Below are 21,011 nucleotides of genomic sequence, written 5' to 3'. Positions count from 1 at the left end.
TTGTCATTCGAACGCGCCATGCCTGGCGGGTTCTCGACGGAGATTGCCATGACTGCCCCAGCCATCCTGCCCGCACCTGCTGCCCTGACGGCAGAGGATTTTCGTGCACGCCGCCAGCGCCTGATCGCGCAGCTGCCGCAGGGGGCTGCCGCATTGGTGGTCTCGTCGGGCCTGGCCCAGCGCAACCGCGACAGTGAATACAGCTTCCGTCAGAACAGCGACTTCCACTATCTGACCGGCTGGCCGGAACCCGAGGCCGCCTTGCTGATGCTGCCCGGACGCGCCGAAGGCGAGAGCGTGCTGTTCTGTCAGGAGAAGGACCCGCTGGCCGAAGCCTGGACCGGCATCCGCATCGGCGCCGAAGGTGCCGTCGCCACGGCAGGCTTCGATCAGGCCTTCACCAATGAGGCCCGTGATGAGGTGATGGCTAGCCTGCTGGATGGCCGCGAGCGCCTTTATGTACTGTTCGAGGATGATGAAGCTCTGGCGCTGGCTCAAGCGCTGCGCGATGAGCTGGCCGCCGCGGTGCGTCGCGGAGCACGACCGCCGGCCGCCTTCGAGGATCTCGCGCCGCTGCTGCATGAGCAGCGCCTGATCAAGGATGAGCGTGAACTGGCACTGATGCGTCACGCCGCCGAGATTTCTGCGCGCGCGCATGTGCGTGCGATGCAGATCAGCCGTCCCGGCCTGCACGAGTATCATCTGCAGGCCGAGATCGAGCATGAATTCCAGTGGCAGGGCGCGCCGGCTCCGGCCTACACCAGCATCGTCGGGGCGGGCGTGAATGCCTGTGTGCTGCACTACATCGAGAATCGCGCGCCGCTGGAGGATGGTCAGCTGGTGTTGATCGATGCTGGCGCCGAGTACGCCCTGTATGCCGGCGACATCACGCGTACCTTCCCGGTCAATGGCCGCTTCAGTGAGCCGCAGCGCCGTCTGTACGAGATCGTGCTCAAGGCGCAGGAGCGCGCGGTGGCCGCCGTGGTGCCGGGTGCAACGTTGGTGGGCATTCACCAGCAGGTGGTGCATGACCTGACCACGGGGCTGGTCGAGCTGGGCCTGTTGCAGGGCGAGGTTGAGGAATTGATCGAGAGCGATGCCTACCGTCGTTTCTATCTGCACTCCACCTCGCACTGGCTGGGGCTGGATGTGCACGACGTGGGCAGCTATCGCGAAGCGGGTGAGCCACGCCCGCTGGTGCCGGGCATGGTGCTGACCATCGAGCCGGGTCTCTACATTCCGCAGGACGGCGACATTCCCGTCGAATATCGCGGCATCGGCATTCGCATCGAGGACGACGTCGCGGTGACTGCCTCTGGTCACGAGGTGTTGAGTCATGGCGTGCCCAAGTCCGTCGAGGCCATCGAGGCGCTGATGCGCGCGGAGGCCTGACGTCATGAGCGAGCCTGACGCCATGAGCGGGCGTGATGCCGAACACTTCGACATCGTGATCATCGGCGGCGGCCTGGTGGGCGCCAGCCTGGCCTGTGCGCTGGCGCCGCTGATGGCGCGTGTGTCCGACGAGAAGGGCCGTGAGGCCGCAGCGTTGCGTGTCGCCGTGATCGAGGCCAATGAGCTGCCCGCCGCGACGGCAGATGCCCGGCGCTTCCAGCCAAGTTTCGATGCACGTGCCAGCGCCATCGCGGCGGGCTCACGTCAGCGGTTCACCGACTTCGGGGTCTGGGAGGCGATGTGCGAGCACGCCACGCCGATTCGCACCATCCATGTCAGTGAGCGTGGCCACCTGGGTGCGACGCGCATGCGAGCCTCCGAACTCGAGGTGGCCGCGCTCGGCCACGTGATTCCCAATGCCTGGATGGGCCAGGTGCTGCATCGCCAGCTGGCCGAGCTGCCGCTGGCCTGGTATTGCCCGGCGCGCGTGGCAGAGATTGCTGTCACGGCACAAGGCCATCGCCTCACGCTCGAGGATGGTCGCCTGATCGAGGCTGAGCTGACCGTGCTGGCGGATGGCGGTCGCTCCGGACTCAAGGAGCGCCTCGGCATCCACAGTGCGGCGCAGGACTATGAGCAGCATGCCTTGATCGCCACGGTGGAGATGAGCCAGCCTCACCTGGGAGTCGCCTATGAGCGCTTTACCAGTGAAGGCCCGATGGCCCTGCTGCCGCTGGCCGGCAAGCGCATGGAGCTGGTGTGGACGCGCTCCCCCGCTGACACGGAAAGCCTGATGGCGCTGCCCGACAGCGACTTCCTGCAGGCGCTGCAGCGCGCCTTCGGTGAACGCGCCGGACGCTTTCGCCGTGTCGGGCAACGCCACGCCTATCCGCTGTCGTTGGTGCGTGCCAGCGAAGGCACACGCCCCGGCCTTGCGGTGCTCGGCAATGCCGCCCACGCCCTGCACCCGGTGGCAGGGCAGGGCTTCAATCTGGCGCTGCGCGGCGTGACCGACCTGGTCGCGGCCATCGAGGCGGGCCTGACGCGTGGCGAGTCGCCGGGGGCCACCAGCGTGCTGAGTGACTTCGAGGAGCGTCGCGGAGCGGATCGCGACAATGTGGTGCTGTTCAGCGATGGCCTGATCCGCCTGTTCGGGGTCGAGAGTCGCTGGTTGGGGCATGCACGGGCAGCGGGCCTGATCGGACTCAATCTGGTCTCGCCGCTCAAGCGCCTGTTGGCCAAACGCTCGATGGGTATTGAGCGCTGAGGTTGGTAAGTGCTCGCTTACTTGGCTCGTGGGCAGAGCCTCGCAGACAGGGCGTCACTGACAGGGCCTCACTGACAGCGCCTTGATATCTAACCACGAGACAGGGCTTCGAAATCAGGGCACGAGATCGGTCTTCGAGATCAGGCTACGAGACAGAACTTCGAGACAGTACTACGAGACAGTACTACGAGACAGGGAGCAGGCATGAAGGACGGTCGATCAGCAGGTAGCGCACATGATGCCGATGTCGCCATCGTCGGTGCCGGTATCGTCGGTGCCACCCTGGCGTTGCTGCTGGGGCAGGCGGGGCTGCGGGTCATGCTGGTCGAGGGTCGCGAGTCCGCGACCCGCTGGCAACCAGATAGCGCCCCCGAGCCACGGGTGAGTGCCTTGACGCCGGTCTCTCAGCAGCTGTTGAGCGGCCTGGGTGTGTGGCCGACCATCGCCGCCAGTCGTCTGATGCCCTATACCGGCATGCAGGTGTGGGACGCGGAGGGCAATGGCGAGATCCAGTTCAGCGCCGAGGACAGCGGCGTGCCGGTGCTGGGTCATATCGTCGAGAACCGGGTCACGCTCGCCGCGCTGGAGCAGGCCATCGATACCTGCCCTGCGATCACGCGCTGCTTCGGGGCACGTGTAGCAGGTATGGCGCTGCCACGCTCGGGCGCTACCTCAGTAGTGAATGCTTACCAGCTAGAAGCGGCGGAAGTGACCAGCCTGACGCTGACCGATGGCCGGACAGTCACTGCGGCGCTGGTGGTTGCGGCGGATGGTGCGCGCTCACGGCTGCGCGAGCTGGCCGGGATCGCCACGGGGGAACACGACACCGGCCAGGTTGCGCTGGTGGCCACGGTGCGCACCGAACTCGCGCATCAGGCCGTCGCGCGTCAGCGCTTCCTGCCGACCGGGCCGCTGGCCTTCCTGCCGCTGGCCGTCAATGACGCCCTGGCTCAGCCGGCTGAGGGAGCCTCGGCTGCAGAGCGGCATTGCTCCATCGTGTGGTCGACCACACCAGAAGAGGCTGAGCGCCTGCTGGCACTGTCACCAGCGGCATTCTGCAGTGAGCTGGAAGACGCCTTTGAAGGCCAGCTGGGCGCCATCGAATGGGCGAGTGAGCGCTTCAGTTTCCCGCTGCATCAGCGCCACGCCGAAGACTATGTGCTGCCGGGGCTGGCGCTGGTGGGGGACGCCGCGCATGCCATTCACCCGCTGGCAGGGCAGGGCGTCAATCTGGGCTTGATGGATGTGGCGGTGTTGGCAGACGAGCTGTTGGCAGGGCATCGCCGCGGGGTGGCGCTTGGCGATGAGCGCTGGCTGGCGCGCTATCGTCGCCGGCGTCGCAGCGACAATGCCATGATGCTCAAGATGATGGATGGCTTCCGGCTGTTGTTCGGCAGCCGTCAACCGGGCGTACGTCTGCTGCGCAACTTCGGGCTTGGTTTCGTCGACGGCCAAGGCGAGTTGAAGCGTATCCTGATGCGTCAGGCAATGGGGCAGCGGGGTGAGTTGCCTGCCAGCTGCAGGCCGTAACAAGAATGAAGGTGATGTAGTATCTGTGTTGCCGGGTATGTGGGCGCAAACTATCATCGCTTGGGCGCAGGATTGACCGACCGCTGCCACACATGCCGCTGCATGTTTCTATACAAGTGCGTATGTCATGCCCCCTGCAACGACAAGGCCCCGCCAGATGGCGGGGCCTTGTCGTTGTGGCCTGATGATCTGGTGACCATGGCGTGATGCTTACTCGTCGCTTGTGGGCACGGTGGCCTTGAGCGCCGCGCTGCGCCCCAGCACGTTCATGCCCTTGAGCAGATTGAGCGCCTCACCCAGCTGATAGTCGCTTTCCGCCACTACCGGGCTGTCGGGTGCCTTGCTGCTGGCGGACTCGCTGGCGGCGTTGGCATTGTCGAGGCGCCCCTCGAGGTCAGCCTCACGCACGCTGAAGTCACGCCGCGTGTCGCGCTCGAGACGACCTCGCACGACCTCCACATCCGGGCGAATGCCCTCGGCCTGGATCGAGCGTCCGCCGGGCGTGAAGTAGAGCGCGGTGGTCAGCTTGAGCCCATCGCCATTGCCCAGCGGCATCACTGTCTGGACCGAGCCCTTGCCGAAGCTGTCGGTGCCCATGATGATGGCGCGGTGCTGGTCCTGCAGCGCGCCGGACACGATTTCCGCGGCCGAGGCCGTGCCGCCATTGATCAGCACCACCAGCGGGGTGTCGCCCGCCGGGGTATCGGGTCTGGCCGAGAAGGAGAGCTCGCTGTCGGGCAGGCGGCCTTCGGTGTAGACGATGCGGCCACTGGACAGGAACAGGTCACTGATCTCGACGGCGGCCGAGAGAAGCCCGCCGGGGTTGTTGCGCAGATCCAGCACCAGCCCCTTGAGCGGCTCACCATCGTTGTCTTCCTGCAGTCTGGCCAGCGCCGTGTGGGCCTCGTCACCGGTCGCGCTCTGGAACTGGCTGATGCGCAGATAGCCATAGCCCGGATCCAGCAGGCGCTGACTGACGCTGCTGCTCTTGATGATGGCCCGTTCCAGCACCACTTCGCGCGGCATGTCGGCGCCCTCGGACAGAATCAGCAGCCGAATGCGAGAGCCTGCCTCACCGCGCATCAACTTGACCGACTCCGACATCGACAGGCCATCCAGCGGCGTATTGTCGATCTTGAGGATGACGTCTCGCGGCTGCAGGCCCGCGCGGGCCGCCGGGGTGTCATCGATGGGGGCAATGACGGTCAGCTGACCATCGTCGCCGGTGCCGACCTCGATACCGATGCCGCCAAACTCGCCGTCGGTATTCTCGCGCAGGTCCTGCCAGTCTTCCTGATCCAGATAGGCGGAGTGCGGGTCCAGCCCTTCGAGCATGCCGCGCATGGCATTCTTGAGCAGCGTGCGGTCATCGACCTGATCGACGTAGGTGCGCTTGATGCGTTCGAAGATCTCGGCGAAGGTGCGCAGCTCATCCAGCGGCAGGTCAGTGCCCTGACGGGCATCCTGAGCGCTGTCGACCGGCGCGGTGACATCTTCTGCACTGGCCGGCAGTCCGCCACCCAGCAGGGCAAGGCTCAGCGGCACGCTGACCGCCAGCTGACGCAGGCGGCGCGGGGCAGGACGGAACGGCGACATTGCAGACATGCGATTTCCTTCTCGACGGATACTGACTCGACTGGTACCGAAATGCGCTGAGCGCCGGGGCCGGATGTCGAGGCATGTCAGGGGACACACCTCCCAGCATGCTCGCAGTCACAGGCTACTGCGAGCATATCCCGCGCGAGTGCCTGGCGACTAGCCCGCTGGGTAGCGGTGGCATTCAGCGTTGTCTGACAATCAGACGATGCGCGAGGTGCCGCTGCCAGGCACTTCAGCGGCGCGAGAGCCAGCGACTCGGGTCTGTCGGCTGACCGCTGCGGCGCACTTCGAAATAGAGCGCCGGGCCATCGCGCCCGCCGCTACTGCCGACGCTGCCCAGCTGCTGGCCACGTGACAGGCTGTCGCCCGGGCCCACGCTGAAGCTTGCCAGGTGGGCGTAGAGCGTCAGCACGTTGTCACCATGATCGAGTATCAGCAGGTTGCCATAGCCGCGCATCCAGTCCGCGAAGACCACGCGACCGGCGTGCGGCGCCGTGACGGCGGTACCCTGCGTCGCGCGAATCAGCACGCCATCACGGTTGACGCCCTCGCCACGCCCATAGGCGGAGATCACCTTGCCTGGCGCCGGCCAGTCCATCTTGCCCATTGCACGCGTGATGCGGGTCTTGGGCGGCGGTGCGCTCTTGATCGACTTGAGGCGCTTCTCGAGGGTCTGTATCAGCTGATTGGCATGTGCGCGGTCCTGGTCCAGTTCGGCGATCTTCGCCTCATGGCTGGCATAGCGTGCATCCAGCTTGCGCAGCAGGGCGGCGCGTTCATTCTGTTGCGCGATCAGCTGACTGGCTTGCCGCTTGAGGCCGGCTCGCACGTCATCCAGGCGCGTCTGGCGGGCCAGCAGCTGCGCGCGGGTGTCGGCCAGTGACTGGTTCAGCTCAGCCAGGCGCTCCAGCGCCGCACGCCGTGATTCGCTCAGGTGGTTCAGATAGATCTGCAGGCGCTCAAGGCGTGCGGGGTCATCCTGGTTGAGCAGCAATTTCAGTTCAGGCTGACGACCGAGGCGATAGAGGGCGGCCATCTCTTCGGCGACCGCCGCCTTCTGGGCCGTCTGCTGCTGACTGAGGGCTTCACGCTTGCGCGTCAGCGCCACCAGCTGCTGCTGGATGTCATCGCGCTCATCCTCGAGCTTGCCGGTCTGCTGGCGCGTGGCGTTGAGCTGGCGCTCGATCTTCTCCAGCCCGTTGCGGGTGTCACTGCGCCGCGCTGCCGTGGCCTTGAGCTCGCCCTGCATCGCCTGGATCTCGCGCTTGAGGCGCTTGAGGTCCGCCTCGGAGGCCTGCTTCTTCTGGGTCAGAGTGGCGGTGTCGTCAGCGGCCAGCGCAGTGGCGGACGTTACGGGGGCGAGTGCCAGCGGGGCGAGACTCAGCAGCCAGGCAGACAGCACAACGCCGGAGACTCGGCTCCGGCGCTTTGAGATTCGGGGGCGGTCGCCCTGCCCGAGCGATGTGCTCGGGCAGGGCGAGAGGCATGACGCACCGAAGGGCGCGCCATGCAGCCTGCTATCAGGCCTCGGCATAATCGACCAGCACCTTGCCATCCATCTCTTTCGGCACCGACTGGCCCATCATGGTCAGCAGGGTCGGGGCGAGATCGCACAGACGCCCGTCGGCGGCCAGTTTGGCATCGCGCTGCGTCACGTAGATCAGCGGCACCTCGAAGGTGGTGTGCGCAGTCTGCGGATTGCCGGTTTCCGGGTGCACCATCTGCTCGGCGTTGCCGTGGTCGGCGGTGATCAGGCATTCGCCACCGACCTTCTCCAGCGCCTCGACCACGCGGGCCACGCACTTGTCGAGGAACTCGACGGCCTGAACGGCGGCGTCGAACTTGCCAGTGTGGCCGACCATGTCGCCGTTGGCGTAGTTGCAGACGATGAGGTCGTAGCTGCCGGATTCGATGGCTTCCACCAGCTTGTCGGTGACTTCGCCGGCGCTCATTTCCGGCTTCTCGTCGTAGGTCTTCACGTCCTGCGGGGACGGCACGAGGATGCGCGTCTCGCCGGGGTATTCCTCTTCGCGGCCACCGGAGAAGAAGAAGGTGACGTGCGCGTACTTCTCGGTCTCGGCGATGCGCAGCTGGGTCAGGCCACGGTCGGACACGACCTCGCCCAGGGTGTTGTGCAGCTCGGTCGGCGGAAAGGCTGCCGGCGCCGGGATGTCGGCGGCGTACTGGGTCATCATTACCAGGCCGTCGTGGGCCAGCTTGGGCGGCGTGCGCTCGAAGCCTGCGAAGTCCGGCTCGACGAAGGCGCGGGTCAGCTCGCGGGCACGGTCGGCGCGGAAGTTCATGAAGATGGCCGCATCGCCTTCCTGCATGGCGACGGAATCGCCGATACGGGTGGCGGTGACGAATTCATCGGTCTCGTCGCGCTCGTAGGCGGCAGCCAGACCGGCGACCCCGGTGGCGGCTTCATGCTCGGCCTCGCCGTTGGCGATCAGGCGGTAGGCCTGCTCGACGCGGTCCCAGCGGTTGTCGCGGTCCAGTGCGAAGTAGCGACCGACCAGCGTGGCGACACGGCCGTCTTCCAGGCCCAGGCCCGCGAGGTGCTCATCGGCACGCGCGATGGAGGCCTCGGCACTCTTGGGCGCGGTGTCACGGCCATCGGTGATGGCGTGGATATAGATGCGCGTGGCGCCCCGCTCGGCGGCCAGGTCGGCCATGGCCAGGGTGTGGTCTTCGTGGGAGTGGACGCCACCCGGTGACAGCAGGCCGATCAGGTGCACGGCACGCCCGGCCTTGACGGCGGCATCGATGGGCGCGGTCAGGACCTCATTGTCCTTGAGGGCATTCTCACGCACCGCCTTGGTGATGCGCGTGAAGTCCTGATAGACGATGCGTCCGGCACCGAGGTTCATGTGGCCGACTTCGGAGTTGCCCATCTGGCCGTCCGGCAGGCCGACGAAGCCACCATCGGTGTGAATCAGTTCGCTGGGATATTCACGACGCAGGCGGTCCATCACCGGCGTGTCGGCGGCGAGGATGGCGTTGTCCTTCTCCTCTTCGCTATGACCGTAGCCGTCCAGGATGATTAGGGCGACGGGACGCGGACCTTGTGCTTGAGCTGCCATGACTTCCTCGCTGTGATGACGAATGATCTGGGGTGAGCAGGGGCCGGGATACCAGGATGATGCTCGGCGGGAGACACATCATGCAGCTGTCATGTCCTGTGGCCATGCTGTGGCGCATCCGCGAGGAAGAGTCCTCGGCGGAGACGACATGTAGTGATAAAACTACCTGCTCGTTCTGCCCTCTATTAGAGGGGTGGTAAGGTGCCGAGTGCAAGTGTCGCAAGTGTATCGCCGGGATTGGGTCGCGCTATCGGTGGATCGCTCCGGCCCGGCTGAGCTGACAGCAGCCGGCGCATCGCTCGGCTACGCCTTTTTGATGCCATGCAGCGGCATTCATGCTTGGGCCTGTCATGTATAATGCTGGCTCCGTTACCTCAGGTAGCGGTCTATTTCCTTTGCCGCGTACGCGTCGGCATGCACGTCACAGCGGAGTTAGCCCGTCTCATGATCGAACAGCTGCTTCAGTTCGCGCAGAATCATCCCTTGCTGGTCGGCGCCTTCGTCGCCCTGCTGGTCGCCCTCATTGTCATGGAAACCATGCGTGGCAACCACGGCGTCAGCGTCAGCGAGGCCACGCGACTGGTCAATCGCGAAGAGGGTGTCTTCATCGACATCCGCGACAGCAAGGAATTCAAGGCAGGGCATATCGCCGGTGCCGTCAACGTTCCCAGCAGTCAGCTGACCAGCGAGACCACTCCGCTGGCCAAGTACAAGGAACGCCCGGTGATCATCGTCTGCAAACACGGCCAGACGGCGGGACCGCTGGTGGCGCGCCTCGAGAAGGATGGCTTCAAGCAGGCCGTCAAGCTCAAGGGCGGCATGGGCCAGTGGGAAGCCGACAGCCTGCCGGTCGTGACTCGCTGAGTCGCAGGCTCGCTCGCCGAGTGTCTGCCAGCTGTCATTGCCTCCGCTGGCTGGGCAAGTTTGCGGGCCTGCTGGAAGCCGGCTCGCAACCAAGAATAAATCTCCGAACCCTCAAGGATATGTCTCATGGCTGAAGAACAGAACGCACAGGCTGCAGCAGGCGCAGAACAGGCTCAGGATCAGCTCCAGTTTGCCCTGCAGCGCATCTACGTGAAGGACGTGTCCTTCGAAGCCCCGAATTCTCCGGCGGTCTTCTCCCAGCCGTTCCAGCCGAAGGTCGCGCTGGAGCTGGATACCGAGCACCAGCAGGTCGGTGAGGAGCTGTTCGAAGTTTCCATCAAGGTCACCGCTCAGGTCACCAACGGCGAAGACAAGACCACTGCCTTCCTGGCGGAAGTCGAGCAGGCTGGCCTGTTCCGTATCGCTGGCCTGTCTGCCGAGCAGCTGGACCACACCCTGGGCGCCTTCTGCCCGAACGTGCTGTTCCCGTATGCGCGTGAAGCCATCGACAACCTGGTCAACCGTGGCAGCTTCCCTCCGCTGATGCTGGCTCCGGTCAACTTCGAGGCCATGTACGCGCAGCGCAAGCAGCGTGAAGCCCAGGGCGCCGCCGAGGCGACCGCTCACTGATCAGTGAGCCGGCCTTGATGGGCCACATGACAGGTACGACCAGCGACGGGCCCCAGTGGCCCGTCGCTGCGTTTCTGGGCGACAATGGCCGCCGCCTTGCCTGCGATGCTGCATTGACTCATCGCGGCTCACTTTCACTGCTTCTCTGTCCGCGAGACCCCGCCCATGGCCATTCGTCTGCACTGCCCCGATCTTGATCTCAATGTCAGCGCCGGGGCGTCCTTCGCCCTCCCCGAGGGGCCTGCACGCCACCTCGGGCTGGTGCTGCGTGCCAAGGTCGGCAGTGAGGCGCAGCTGTTCGATGGGCGTGGGCAGGAGGTGCGCGTGGTGCTGGAGGAGGTGACCCGCAAGGGCGTCAGCGTGAAGGTGATCGAGGCGGTGCCCAATGACCGCGAGGCGCCGCTGGCGGTGCATCTGGGACAGGCGATCTCCAAGGGCGATCGCATGGATTACGCCATCCAGAAGGCCTGTGAGATGGGCGTGGCTGCCATCACGCCACTCTATACCGCGCGTGGCGACGTCAAGCTCAAGGGCGAGCGCGCCGACAAGAAGCTGGCGCACTGGCAGGGCGTGGCGGCCAGCGCCTGCGAACAGTGCGGAAGAAGTGTCGTGCCGGTCGTGCATGCCCCGGTGGCGATGACGCAGTGGCTGGCCGAGCGTGATGAGCCGCTGCGCCTGATTCTGCAGCCGGGCGGTGCCGAGGCGCTGAACGTGGCCGAGGCCGAGGGCGGCGTTGCCCGCGCCAGCCTGCTGATCGGACCGGAAGGCGGCTTCACGCAGGAGGAGGTGGCAGAAGCGGCCGCCGCCGGTTGTGAGGTGCTCGGCCTGGGGCCGCGTATCCTGCGCACCGAGACGGCGCCGGTGGTGGCGCTGACCTTGCTGCAGCAGCGATTTGGTGACCTGCCGCGCTGATCTCCCAACATCGGGCGCCCGGGCGGAATTGTTTATCTGCCGGCAACACAGCGTGCGCCGGCAAGGGCGTTTCGCCAGTGGTGAGCAGCACGGCGCTGCTGCATACTTGTCCCATCGCTCCCGCGCCATGGTGTCATGTCGCGACGGGAGTCTCCGTTATCCCCGCTGCCGGCCGCGTTCCGGGCTGGCAGTGTCGTCACAAGGTTGCCTCAATGACTGCTCGCAAGCTCAAGATCGGCGTGGTGATGGACCCGATGTCCAGCGTCGCCTACAAGAAGGACACCACTCTGGCCATGTTGTGGGCCGCCAGCCAGCGTGGCTGGTCGCTGCACTATCTCGAGCAGGAAGATCTCTATCTCGAGAATGGTCGCGCCATGGGCCGGATGCGTGATCTGGAGGTCTACCACGACCCGGACAACTTCTATCAGCTGGGCGAGGTCGTCGCGACTCCGCTGGCCGAGCTTGACGTGATCCTGATGCGCAAGGATCCGCCCGTCGACGAACACTTCCTGAATGCCGTTCACCTGCTGGGCTTTGCCGAGCGGGAAGGCGTGCTGGTGGTCAATCCGACAGCTGCGCTGCAGACCTGCAACGAGAAGCTCTTCGCTCAGCAGTTCCCGCAGTGCATCCCGCCGACTACCGTGTCGGCCAACGACAAGGTGCTGCGTGCCTTCCATGCCGAGCATGGCAACGTGATCTTCAAGCCGCTGGATGGCATGGGAGGCAGTGGTATCTTCCACGTCGCCGAAGATGGCCGCAATCTCGGCTCGGTGATCGAGCAGCTGACGCTGCAGGGCACCCGTCAGATCATGGCCCAGCGTTATGTGCCGGAAATCAGTGCCGGCGATACGCGCATTCTGCTGGTGGATGGCGAACCGGTACCGTTCGGTCTGGCGCGCATTCCGAGCGCCGGCGAGACACGCGGCAACCTGGCGGCTGGCGGACGTGGCGAATCGCGTGAGCTGACCGACCGCGATTACTGGCTGATCGAGCAGGTCAAGCCGGTGGTGAAATCATTGGGTCTGATGTTCGTCGGCCTGGACGTGATCGGCGACTACATCACCGAGATCAACGTCACCAGCCCGACCTGCGTGCGCGAGATCGATACCCAGCGCGGCACTGATATCGCCGGTCTGTTGATGGATGCCATCGAAGCGCGTCTGGCGGCGCAGCCCCCCGCCTGAGCAATATCGCGGTGAGGTCGGCGCCAGTGGCTGACCCGCAATGGATTCGCAGTAAACGGCAGGGAAGCCGAAGCTGCCAATGAGGTTCCGTGGACAGGGAGTGGGGTATGGCAGCACCCGTCGAGTGGTGGGCAGGCAATCATGGCGTCACCGACCCGATCACCTATGTTCCGGTGACGCGGGGGCATCGCCGTGTGGTGGCATGGGGCGCGGCACTGGCCGTTCATGCCGTCATCGGCTGGTGGTTACTGGGCAGCGGCCTGCTCACGCCGCCCGAGGTGCCGCCGATGCCCAAGCCGGTGATGCTCGATGTGACGCTGGTCAGTCAGGCCAGCGCCACTGCCGTCGACTCGCAGGTGGTGGCCGAGCAGGACCAGCAGGCCAGTGGCAGCGGGCGCGAGGCAGCGGTGCAGGCTGGGCCAGTCAATCTGGCGCCCCCGCAGCCGGGCGAGCAGAGTGCGTCCGAGGCCAGCGAGCCGGCCGTGGCGGAAGCCCAGGCTCCGGCTACGCAGGCGCTGGTGCTGCCGGAGCGCATCCCCGAGGTCATCGCGACCCAACAGGCATCGTCACAGCAGGTGGCGCGTTCCGAACTGCTGCCGGATACGCCGGACAACGAACAGCAGGCCAGCGAGCAGGACGTCCAGCGAATCCAGGCCTCCGGCCAGTCACGTGAGGTGGTGGGTGACACCGCCTCACGCAAGGCGGCGCGTGCCTCGGCCCGTGCGCGCTATATCAACGACTGGACCGGCACGGTGCAAACGTTCGGCAACCAGCACTATCCGGCGCCTGCTCATCTGAGCGGCGAGCTGCGGATTCGCGCCGTCGTGCTGCCCAGCGGTCAGCTTGAGTTCGCGGAAGTGTTACAATCCTCGGGACATGCTGAACTCGACCAGGCGGCTCTGGATACGGTCTACGGCGCGGCTCCTTATGCGCCCTTTGATGAAAGTCTCAAGGGGATGAGCCAGCTGACCATCACCCGCATTTGGCGATTCGGCCCCGGCAACGATTCTGGCGCGCCCTGACGCCTCGGGAGGACCATGCAAAGTCTGCGAGACTATTTCCTGCTGGCGATGCCGCATCTCGATGATGACAATTTTTCCGGCTCGCTCAGTTACCTCTGTGATCATGATGACAAGGGCACCCTCGGTGTCATCGTCAACAAGCCGATCAAGCTGACCATGCGCGGTCTGTTCGAGCAGCTCGAGATCGCTGCCGACAGCTGTGAACGCCTCGATGAGGTGGTCTATTACGGCGGCCCCGTCCACAAGGACCGCGGCTTCATCCTGCATCGCGGCAAGGCCAGCGAGTGGGATTCCAGCCTGCAGGTGACCGACGAGCTGGCGCTGACCACTTCGTTGGACATCTTGAAGGCGATAGCCGGCAACGAAGGCCCTGATGATTTCATGGTCTGCCTCGGCTGCGCTGGCTGGGAGCCGGACCAGCTCACCAACGAGCTGAAGGAGAACAGCTGGCTGATCGTCGAAGGCGACAGTGGCATCCTCTTCGATGCCGACAGTGAGTCCCGTCTCGAAGCGGCTGCCAGCAAGCTGGGCGTCGACATGAATCTGATGTCGCGGGAGATCGGGCATGGCTGAGCGGAAAGTCAGCCGTACGGCGCTGGCGTTCGACTTCGGCACGCGCCGTATCGGTGTCGCGGTGGGCACCGAGATGCTCGGCACCGCGACGCCTCTGGTACCGCTGCATGTGCGGGACGGCATTCCGGACTGGAATGTCGTCAATCGCCTGATCGAGGAATGGCAGCCCGATCTGTTCGTGGTCGGCCTGCCCCTCGAGCTGGACGGCAGCGAGACACTGATGTGCAGCCGAGCCCGCAAGTTCGGCAAGCGCCTGTATGGCCGCTACGGCAAGCCGCTGGAAATGTGGGACGAGCGCGGCTCCACCAAGGCGGCCAAGGGCTTGGCGCGTGAGCGCGGCCACCGCGGCAATTATCGCGATGATGGCGTGGACGGCCTCGCCGCTCAGCTGATTCTCGAAAGCTGGTTTGCAAGCCAGCGAGGCGAGGGCGACCTTGTCGGTTACTGAATACTCCACCCGCTTCCTTTCCGGAAGCGGGTTTTTTTTGTCTGTTTGCCGCCATCCGGCAGGGAAGATAGGAAGCGATATCCATGCAAGAGTCTGAGATGCACGAAGAACATGAAACGCTGCCAGAGGTCGAGGCATTGCTCGAGGCCATGACCGAAGAGCTCGAATTGCTGTTCGAGCGCCGTGAACTCGATCGTGAACGTCTGATTCCGGTCGGCATTCATACCGGCGGTGTCTGGGTCGCCCAGGCACTGCGTAAGCGGCTGGGGCTTGAGGAGCCCCTCGCGACACTGGATATCGGTTTCTGGCGCGACGACTTCGGCCACAAGGGCCTGCCGGATGGCGGCCAGGGATCACAGCTGCCGGATATCGAGAATCGCGATCTGCTGCTGGTGGACGATGTGCTGATGAGCGGGCGTACCGTGCGCGCGGCGCTCAATGAGCTGTTCGACTACGGCCGTCCGCGCCGCGTGCTGCTGGCCTGCCTGGTAGAGCTGCCAGGGCGTGAGCTACCGGTGCAGCCGGACGCCCTGGGAGCCAACCTGGCGCTGGCGCCCGGCAAGCGCATCAAGCTGGAGGGCCCCGACAACCTGCGCCTGACGCTGGTCGATACCACAGAGGTGACGGCATGAACCTGTTTGATCTCTCGCAGGCCAGCGCGGAGGTGCGGGCTGCCTCGCCGGCACAGGTCCAGCTGGATGAGCAGGGTAGACTGCGCCACTTTCTGGATATCGAAGGCCTGCCGCGCAGCGTGCTGACCGAGATTCTCGACACCGCCGATCACTTCCGTGGCATCGGCGATGCCGAGGTCAAGAAGGTGCCGTTGCTGCGCGGGCGTACGGTGGCCAACCTGTTCTTCGAGAACTCGACCCGGACGCGTGCCACCTTCGAGCTGGCCGCCAAGCGTCTGTCGGCGGATGTGCTCAATCTGGACATCAAGACCTCGTCGGCCGCCAAGGGCGAGTCGCTGATGGACACCCTGGTCAATCTCGAGGCCATGCAGGCGGATGCCTTCGTGGTGCGTCATGGCGACTCCGGCGCGGCGCACTTCATCGCCAGCCAGATCACCCCGCATGTGGCGATCATCAATGCCGGCGATGGTCGCCATGCACACCCGACCCAGGCGATGCTCGACATGTTGACCATCCGCCGTCACAAGGGCGAGTTCGCCAATCTACGCGTCGCGATCGTCGGTGACATCCTGCATTCGCGCGTCGCTCGCTCGCAGATTCAGGCGCTCAATACGCTGGGCGCAGCGGAGGTGCGTGTGGTCGCGCCGCAGACGCTGCTGCCCATCGGGGTCGAGACGCTGGGATGTCAGGTCTTCACTGAGCTGTCAGCAGGGCTGAAGGATGTCGATGTCGTCATCATGCTGCGCCTGCAGAAGGAGCGCATGGATGGCGCACTGTTGCCCTCGGAATCGGAATACTACCGTCGCTATGGTCTGACCCGCGAAAGCCTGGCACACGCGCATCCTGACGCCGTGGTAATGCATCCGGGGCCGATCAACCGGGGTGTCGAGATCGAATCCGCCGTCGCGGATGGCCCGCGCTCGCTGATACTCGATCAGGTCACCAACGGTATCGCGGTGCGCATGGCGGTGCTGTCGATGGCGGTCTCCGGACAGATGAAGGCGCGCGCCGAGCGCAGGGGTGAACGTTCACGAGGAGCTGGCGCATGAAACGCAGCCTGATCAATGCACGGGTGATCGACCCGACCAACGGCCGCGATGGCCAGTACGACCTGCATCTCGATGGCGGCCGTCTGATCGCGATCGGCGAAGCACCGGCGGATTTCAGTGCCGAGCAGCGTGATGAGCTGGCGGGCAAGCTGGTCACGCCGGCCTTCATCGATCTTGGCGCGCACCTGCGCGACCCGGGCCCGCGCTACAAGGGCAGCCTGGTCAGTGAGTCGGCCGCCGCTCTGGCGGGTGGTTACGCGACCATCCTGCCGCGCCCCGACACCAGCCCGGTGCTCGACAGCGCCTCGCATATTCGTACGCTGCTGGACCGCGCGCGTGATGTGGCGGGGGTGCGTCTTGCGCCCTTGGGAGCGCTGACGCAGGGGCTGGAAGGTGAGCTGCTTGCCAATATGGCCGCGCTCAAATCCGCAGGCTGTGTGGCACTGACCAACCTGCGCCAGCCGATACGCGATCTCGGTGTACTGCGGCGTTGTCTGGAATACGCGCGGACCTTTGATATCACCGTCGTGTTCCAGGCCCAGGAGGCCGCCTTGGCCGGGCAGGGCTGCGCCCATGAGGGCGCCATAGCCTCGCGTCTCGGGCTGGCCGGCATCCCGGAATCTGCCGAAACGGTCGCTCTGACCCAGTGGCTGCTGTTGATCGAGCAGACCGGCGTGCGGGCGCATGTGTCGCTGCTCTCCAGCGCACGGGCCGTCGAGCTGGTACGTGATGCCAAGGCCAGAGGGCTGGATATCAGTGCGGATGTGTCGATGGCGCAATTGCACTGGACCGATGAGCAACTGGAAGGCTTCAATGCCAACTTCCATCTGGAGCCGCCACTGCGCAGCGCGGCAGACCGGGATGCGCTGCGGGCCGGTGTGGTCGATGGCACCATCGATGCCATCGTCAGTGATCATCTGCCCCATGAAGCCGCTGCCAAGAGCGCACCCTTCGCAGTATCCGAGCCCGGCATGACCAGCCTGGAAACCATGCTGCCGCTGGGGCTGGCGCTGGTGAAGGCCGAGCTGCTCAGCCTGCCTCGCCTGATCGAGACATTGACGTTCAGTGCCAGACGCTTCGGGCTCAAGGGCGGCATGCTGAAAGTGGGTGAGTACTGTGATCTGGCGGTGATCGATATGGAGCAGGAATGGCATGTCTCAAGCGAGACGCTGGTCAGTGCCGGCCATAACACACCGCTGCTTGGCATGCTGTTGAAGGGTCGCGTCGAGGAAGTGCTGCTGGGCGATACCTGCTACGTCTAAGCAGTGTTTCACGTGGAACATGATGCTTGAGATATCTGGCTCAAGCTCGCCAACAGGCTGATATAAAAGCAATTCCTGGATGGTGTGTGGTGAGGATTGGCTGCTTTATCGTAAAGCAGCCAATTTCTTTACCAGCCTATGCCGCAGAGTGACACCGCTGGGCTGCGCTTATTGCTGCCGGTTGATGTTTCACGTGGAACATAGGCCGCAGCGCCATAAGGCGACTATGGCAATCGCGAGCCGAGGCTGGCCAGGCACGCTGAAAAAGAGACATGAATAACAAGGAGAGACAACCATGCCGATGATTCGTGCGGAATTTCTGACTGGCAAGACACAGGAACAGAAGCGAGAGCTGGTGGAGGCGTTGACGCGCGAGACGGCTCGCGTGCTGGGCGTGCGTGAGCAGTCCGTCTGGGTGGTGCTGCAGGAAGTGGAGCCGGAAAACTGGGCCGTCGCTGGTACGCCATTGTCAGAGCGGTGAGAGAAGATTTTCAATCGGGCGCTTTTCTCATCTATTTGATTCAAAAGGTGTTTTGCGAGGAATAAAGATGTTCCACGTGAAACACACCCTTGGTCTTGGTCGGCAGTGTCAGAGTATGGGAAGTCGGCTGATGGATGGCAGAGGCATGAAGGAGGGGAGTGGGAAGCAAGACACGCGAAGAGCCAACGCGCCTGATAATCCGCAACGAAAAAACGCCGCAGCCATTTCTGGCTGCGGCGTTTTCATTTGCCTGCCCTCTGCTCCACGGCCATGAAGCAGAGCACGGACTCAGTTCTCGAAATCAGCTTCCGAGTAGAGAGTCCGGATACGCAGGGTATGGTCGACGGTCTTGAGCGCTTCGAGCGCTTTCTTGCCGTAGGCCTTGTCGACATCGATGACCACATAGCCGACCGTGTTGTTGGTCTGCAGGTACTGGCCAGAGATGTTGATGCCTTCCTCGGACAGCACCTGGTTGATGCGTGACAGCACGCCCGGAACGTTGTCGTGGATATGCAGCAGACGATGCTTTTCCGGGTGCGCCGGCAGGGCGACTTCCGGGAAGTTGACCGAGCCGATGGTGGTGCCGTTGTCGGAGTAGGTCACCAGCTTCTCGGCGACTTCAACACCGATGTTCTCCTGGGCTTCCATGGTGGAGCCACCGACGTGCGGCGTCAGGATGACATTGTCAAACTCGCGCAGCGGAGACACGAACTCTTCGCCGTTGCCTTTCGGCTCTACCGGGAAGACATCGATGGCGGCGCCCAGCAGCTTGCCGCTGGAGAGGGCTTCGGCCAGGTCTTCGATGACGACGGTGGTGCCGCGTGCCGCATTGATGAAGACGCTGTTCTGCTTCATCAGCGCGAATTGCTGCTTGCCCATCATCCACTTGGTGGAGGGGATTTCCGGCACATGCAGCGTGACGATGTCAGCGCGTGCCAGCAGCTCTTCCAGGCTTGCCACCTGACGGGCATTGCCCATCCCGAGCTTGGTGACGGCATCGTAGTAGATGACGTCCAGGCCCAGGGATTCGCTGAGCACGGACAGCTGGGAGCCGATGCTGCCGTAGCCCACGATGCCCAGCGTCTTGCCGCGGACTTCATGGCTGTTCTTGGCGGATTTCATCCACTGGCCACGATGTGCCTTGGCGCTCTTCTCCGGTACGCCACGCATCAGCATGATGGCTTCGGCCAGAACCAGCTCGGCGACCGAGCGAGTGTTGGAATAGGGCGCGTTGAACACGGGGATACCGCGCTTCAGTGCGGCTTCCAGGTCAACCTGGTTGGTGCCGATGCAGAAGCAGCCGATGGCGGTGAGCTTCTCGGCAGCGGAGATCACGCGCTCGTTGAGCTGAGTGCGGGAACGAATGCCGATGAAGTGCACATCGCGGATCTTCTCGATCAGTTCTTCCTCGGCCAGCGAGGTCTGAAGCAGTTCGATGTTGGTGTAACCCGCGTTGAGGAAATTATCCACGGCGGATTGGTGGACACCCTCGAGCAATAGAATCTTGATCTTGCTCTTGTCCAGGGACGTCTTGGCCATTGTCGGATCAACCCTCTCGCCGGTCATGCCGGCGTTTCTGTTCGTTTGGTCTTTTTCATGACCTGCTGGCGTGTCACACCTCAAGAAAATGCCAGAGAAACAGCGGGGCGTGCTGTCAACAGGGGAGCAAAGAATATCACAGCCGACGGGGCCTCCGGATGAAATGTCCGCGTGCCGGGCATGAAAAATTCACAGCACAGCCGTTTGATGTGACTCTTGCTGCACGCGCAGGGGGTGGGCAGCGTCGTGAAGCCCTTCGGGTTATACTGGCGCTCCACACAGAGACACCGGGCCCGCCCGGTCGGATGAGCGAGAGCACCCATGGCCGAAAAGGAAGTGCCACAGGATTTCGCCGCCACCCTGGCCCGTCTTGAAGGGTTGGTGACGCGGCTCGAGGCTGGCGACATGTCGCTGGAAGCGTCACTGGGCGCTTTTGAAGAGGGCGTGAGTCTGGCGCGCGAGGCGCAGCAGCGGCTAGACAGCGCCGAGTTGCGCCTGCAGGCATTGGTGGAAGGCCCGGAGGGAGCGCTGACGCCCACGGCGTTTACGGCGCCCGATGCCGCAGGCAGCATGGCGGGTGACGCGGACGAGGAGAAGGACTGGTGATGTCAGGTGGATTGAATACGCAAGTCACGCCGACTGCATCGCAGGCCAGCGAGCTGATCCGCTCTGGACAGGCCCGCAGTGAGGCCGTGCTTGAGGCGTTGTTGACACCCGGCAGTGCGGCGGTGAGTGAGCGTCTCGAGGACGCCATGCGCTACAGCGTGCTGGGTGGCGGCAAGCGTCTGCGCCCCGTGCTGCTGTATGCGGTGGGGCGTGCCCTGGGTTGCGATGAAGAGGCTGCTGACAGCGCTGCGCTGGACGCGGCGGCAGCGGCGCTCGAATTGGTGCATGCCTATTCGCTGGTCCATGATGACCTGCCGGCCATGGACGATGACGATCTGCGGCGTGGCCGTCCCACCGTGCATCGCGCCTTTGATGAGGCGACTGCCATTCTCGCGGGCGATGCCCTGTTGACGCTCTCCTTCGAAGTGATGGCGACGACCGGCCATGTACGCACCCCTGCCCTGGTGCGTACCCTGGCCGAGGCCTCCGGGCGGCGCGGCATGGTGGCCGGTCAGGCGCTGGATCTCGAGGCGGTCGGGCAGTTCCGCGAGGTAGAGGCGCTGTCACGCATGCATGCCTACAAGACCGGCGCACTGATTCGCGCCGCGGTCCGTCTGGGCGGATTGGTGGCAGTCGACGAGCAGGATTCGCGTCTTGCTGCCCTGGAGCGCTACGCTTCGGCTATCGGCCTGGCCTTCCAGATCCAGGATGACATTCTGGACGTGACGGGCGACACCGCAACGCTTGGCAAGACGGCCGGTGCTGACGCTGCGCGCGACAAGCCGACCTATCCCTCGCTGCTTGGACTCGAAGGTGCTCAAGAGCGAGCAGGTCAGCTACTGCAAGAGGCCCTGGATGCCCTGGCACCGTTGGGAGAGGCCGCAGAGCCACTCGCGGTGCTGGCGCGCTACATGATCGAGCGAGACCACTGATTCCTG

20 protein-coding genes are annotated in these 21,011 nt (G+C 64.4%); 16 read left to right on the top strand and 4 right to left on the bottom strand.

Features of this window, described 5'->3' with window-relative positions:
- Window positions 1-48: 48 nt before the first annotated feature.
- From pepP to QQF40_RS05670, 3 genes are all read left to right on the top strand, one after another.
- Window positions 49-1,392: a Xaa-Pro aminopeptidase gene (gene pepP, locus QQF40_RS05680; protein WP_175088947.1), complete on the top strand. Its 1,344-nt coding sequence runs from the start codon at window positions 49-51 to the stop codon at window positions 1,390-1,392.
- 4 nt (window positions 1,393-1,396) lie between these two features.
- Window positions 1,397-2,659: a 2-octaprenyl-6-methoxyphenyl hydroxylase gene (gene ubiH / locus QQF40_RS05675; protein ID WP_285460677.1), complete on the top strand. Its 1,263-nt coding sequence runs from the start codon at window positions 1,397-1,399 to the stop codon at window positions 2,657-2,659.
- Window positions 2,660-2,863: 204 nt separating this feature from the next.
- Window positions 2,864-4,189 (top strand): UbiH/UbiF/VisC/COQ6 family ubiquinone biosynthesis hydroxylase, encoded by a 1,326-nt coding sequence (locus QQF40_RS05670; protein ID WP_285460676.1) that lies wholly within the window; start codon window positions 2,864-2,866, stop codon window positions 4,187-4,189.
- Between the two features lie 210 nt (window positions 4,190-4,399).
- Here QQF40_RS05670 and QQF40_RS05665 read toward each other — a convergent pair whose 3' ends face one another.
- The 3 genes from QQF40_RS05665 to gpmI all read right to left on the bottom strand — a co-directional run bounded on the left by QQF40_RS05665 (window position 4,400) and on the right by gpmI (window position 8,871).
- Window positions 4,400-5,785: a S41 family peptidase gene (locus QQF40_RS05665; RefSeq protein WP_502871419.1), complete on the bottom strand. Its 1,386-nt coding sequence runs from the start codon at window positions 5,783-5,785 to the stop codon at window positions 4,400-4,402.
- A gap of 235 nt (window positions 5,786-6,020) precedes the next feature.
- Window positions 6,021-7,190, bottom strand: coding sequence for a murein hydrolase activator EnvC family protein (locus QQF40_RS05660; RefSeq protein ID WP_285460674.1), 1,170 nt, complete (start codon window positions 7,188-7,190; stop codon window positions 6,021-6,023).
- A 118-nt stretch (window positions 7,191-7,308) separates the two neighbouring features.
- A complete protein-coding gene (gene gpmI, locus QQF40_RS05655) occupies window positions 7,309-8,871 on the bottom strand; it encodes a 2,3-bisphosphoglycerate-independent phosphoglycerate mutase (RefSeq protein WP_285460673.1) in 1,563 nt (520 codons plus the stop codon).
- Between the two features lie 444 nt (window positions 8,872-9,315).
- On the opposite strand from gpmI, the gene QQF40_RS05650 reads away from it, so the two are divergent.
- The 11 genes from QQF40_RS05650 (at window position 9,316) to QQF40_RS05600 (ending at window position 17,928) form a co-directional block, all read left to right on the top strand.
- Window positions 9,316-9,735: a rhodanese-like domain-containing protein gene (locus tag QQF40_RS05650; protein ID WP_043331622.1), complete on the top strand. Its 420-nt coding sequence runs from the start codon at window positions 9,316-9,318 to the stop codon at window positions 9,733-9,735.
- A 126-nt stretch (window positions 9,736-9,861) separates the two neighbouring features.
- Window positions 9,862-10,365, top strand: coding sequence for a protein-export chaperone SecB (gene secB / locus QQF40_RS05645; RefSeq protein ID WP_043331620.1), 504 nt, complete (start codon window positions 9,862-9,864; stop codon window positions 10,363-10,365).
- Between the two features lie 165 nt (window positions 10,366-10,530).
- Entirely contained in the window at window positions 10,531-11,277 is a 747-nt protein-coding gene (locus QQF40_RS05640; RefSeq protein WP_175088952.1) for a 16S rRNA (uracil(1498)-N(3))-methyltransferase, read from the top strand.
- A 212-nt stretch (window positions 11,278-11,489) separates the two neighbouring features.
- The gene (gene gshB, locus QQF40_RS05635; protein WP_285460672.1) at window positions 11,490-12,461 is read left to right on the top strand and encodes a glutathione synthase; all 972 of its coding nucleotides are present in this window, start codon (window positions 11,490-11,492) and stop codon (window positions 12,459-12,461) included.
- A 107-nt stretch (window positions 12,462-12,568) separates the two neighbouring features.
- Window positions 12,569-13,483: an energy transducer TonB gene (locus QQF40_RS05630; RefSeq protein WP_175088954.1), complete on the top strand. Its 915-nt coding sequence runs from the start codon at window positions 12,569-12,571 to the stop codon at window positions 13,481-13,483.
- 15 nt (window positions 13,484-13,498) lie between these two features.
- A complete protein-coding gene (locus QQF40_RS05625; RefSeq protein ID WP_043331610.1) occupies window positions 13,499-14,056 on the top strand; it encodes a YqgE/AlgH family protein in 558 nt (185 codons plus the stop codon).
- On the top strand, window positions 14,049-14,504 hold the full coding sequence (gene ruvX / locus QQF40_RS05620; protein ID WP_175088955.1) for a Holliday junction resolvase RuvX: 456 nt from the start codon (window positions 14,049-14,051) through the stop codon (window positions 14,502-14,504). The genes QQF40_RS05625 and ruvX overlap by 8 nt, the downstream gene beginning before the upstream one ends.
- Window positions 14,505-14,602: 98 nt before the next feature.
- Complete coding sequence (gene pyrR, locus QQF40_RS05615; RefSeq protein ID WP_175088956.1) at window positions 14,603-15,136, top strand: bifunctional pyr operon transcriptional regulator/uracil phosphoribosyltransferase PyrR; 534 nt, start codon at window positions 14,603-14,605, stop codon at window positions 15,134-15,136.
- The gene (locus tag QQF40_RS05610; protein ID WP_175088957.1) at window positions 15,133-16,185 is read left to right on the top strand and encodes an aspartate carbamoyltransferase catalytic subunit; all 1,053 of its coding nucleotides are present in this window, start codon (window positions 15,133-15,135) and stop codon (window positions 16,183-16,185) included. The genes pyrR and QQF40_RS05610 overlap by 4 nt, the downstream gene beginning before the upstream one ends.
- Window positions 16,182-17,447, top strand: coding sequence for a dihydroorotase (locus tag QQF40_RS05605; RefSeq protein WP_285460671.1), 1,266 nt, complete (start codon window positions 16,182-16,184; stop codon window positions 17,445-17,447). Before QQF40_RS05610 ends, QQF40_RS05605 begins: the two co-directional genes overlap by 4 nt.
- A gap of 295 nt (window positions 17,448-17,742) precedes the next feature.
- Window positions 17,743-17,928 (top strand): tautomerase family protein, encoded by a 186-nt coding sequence (locus tag QQF40_RS05600; protein WP_043331603.1) that lies wholly within the window; start codon window positions 17,743-17,745, stop codon window positions 17,926-17,928.
- Window positions 17,929-18,216: 288 nt separating this feature from the next.
- On the opposite strand, the gene serA is transcribed toward QQF40_RS05600, so the two are convergent.
- A complete protein-coding gene (gene serA, locus QQF40_RS05595) occupies window positions 18,217-19,467 on the bottom strand; it encodes a phosphoglycerate dehydrogenase (RefSeq protein WP_043331602.1) in 1,251 nt (416 codons plus the stop codon).
- A gap of 321 nt (window positions 19,468-19,788) precedes the next feature.
- Here serA and xseB point away from each other — a divergent pair, with 321 nt between their 5' ends.
- Together xseB and QQF40_RS05585 are read left to right on the top strand one after the other, a co-directional pair.
- Window positions 19,789-20,073: an exodeoxyribonuclease VII small subunit gene (gene xseB, locus QQF40_RS05590; protein WP_175088959.1), complete on the top strand. Its 285-nt coding sequence runs from the start codon at window positions 19,789-19,791 to the stop codon at window positions 20,071-20,073.
- Entirely contained in the window at window positions 20,073-21,005 is a 933-nt protein-coding gene (locus tag QQF40_RS05585; RefSeq protein ID WP_175088960.1) for a polyprenyl synthetase family protein, read from the top strand. The genes xseB and QQF40_RS05585 overlap by 1 nt, the downstream gene beginning before the upstream one ends.
- Window positions 21,006-21,011 lie beyond the last annotated feature (6 nt).

This window comes from Cobetia sp. LC6, from assembly GCF_030264805.1.
GTDB lineage: Bacteria > Pseudomonadota > Gammaproteobacteria > Pseudomonadales > Halomonadaceae > Cobetia.
This window is presented reverse-complemented; position numbering and strand designations above follow the sequence as displayed.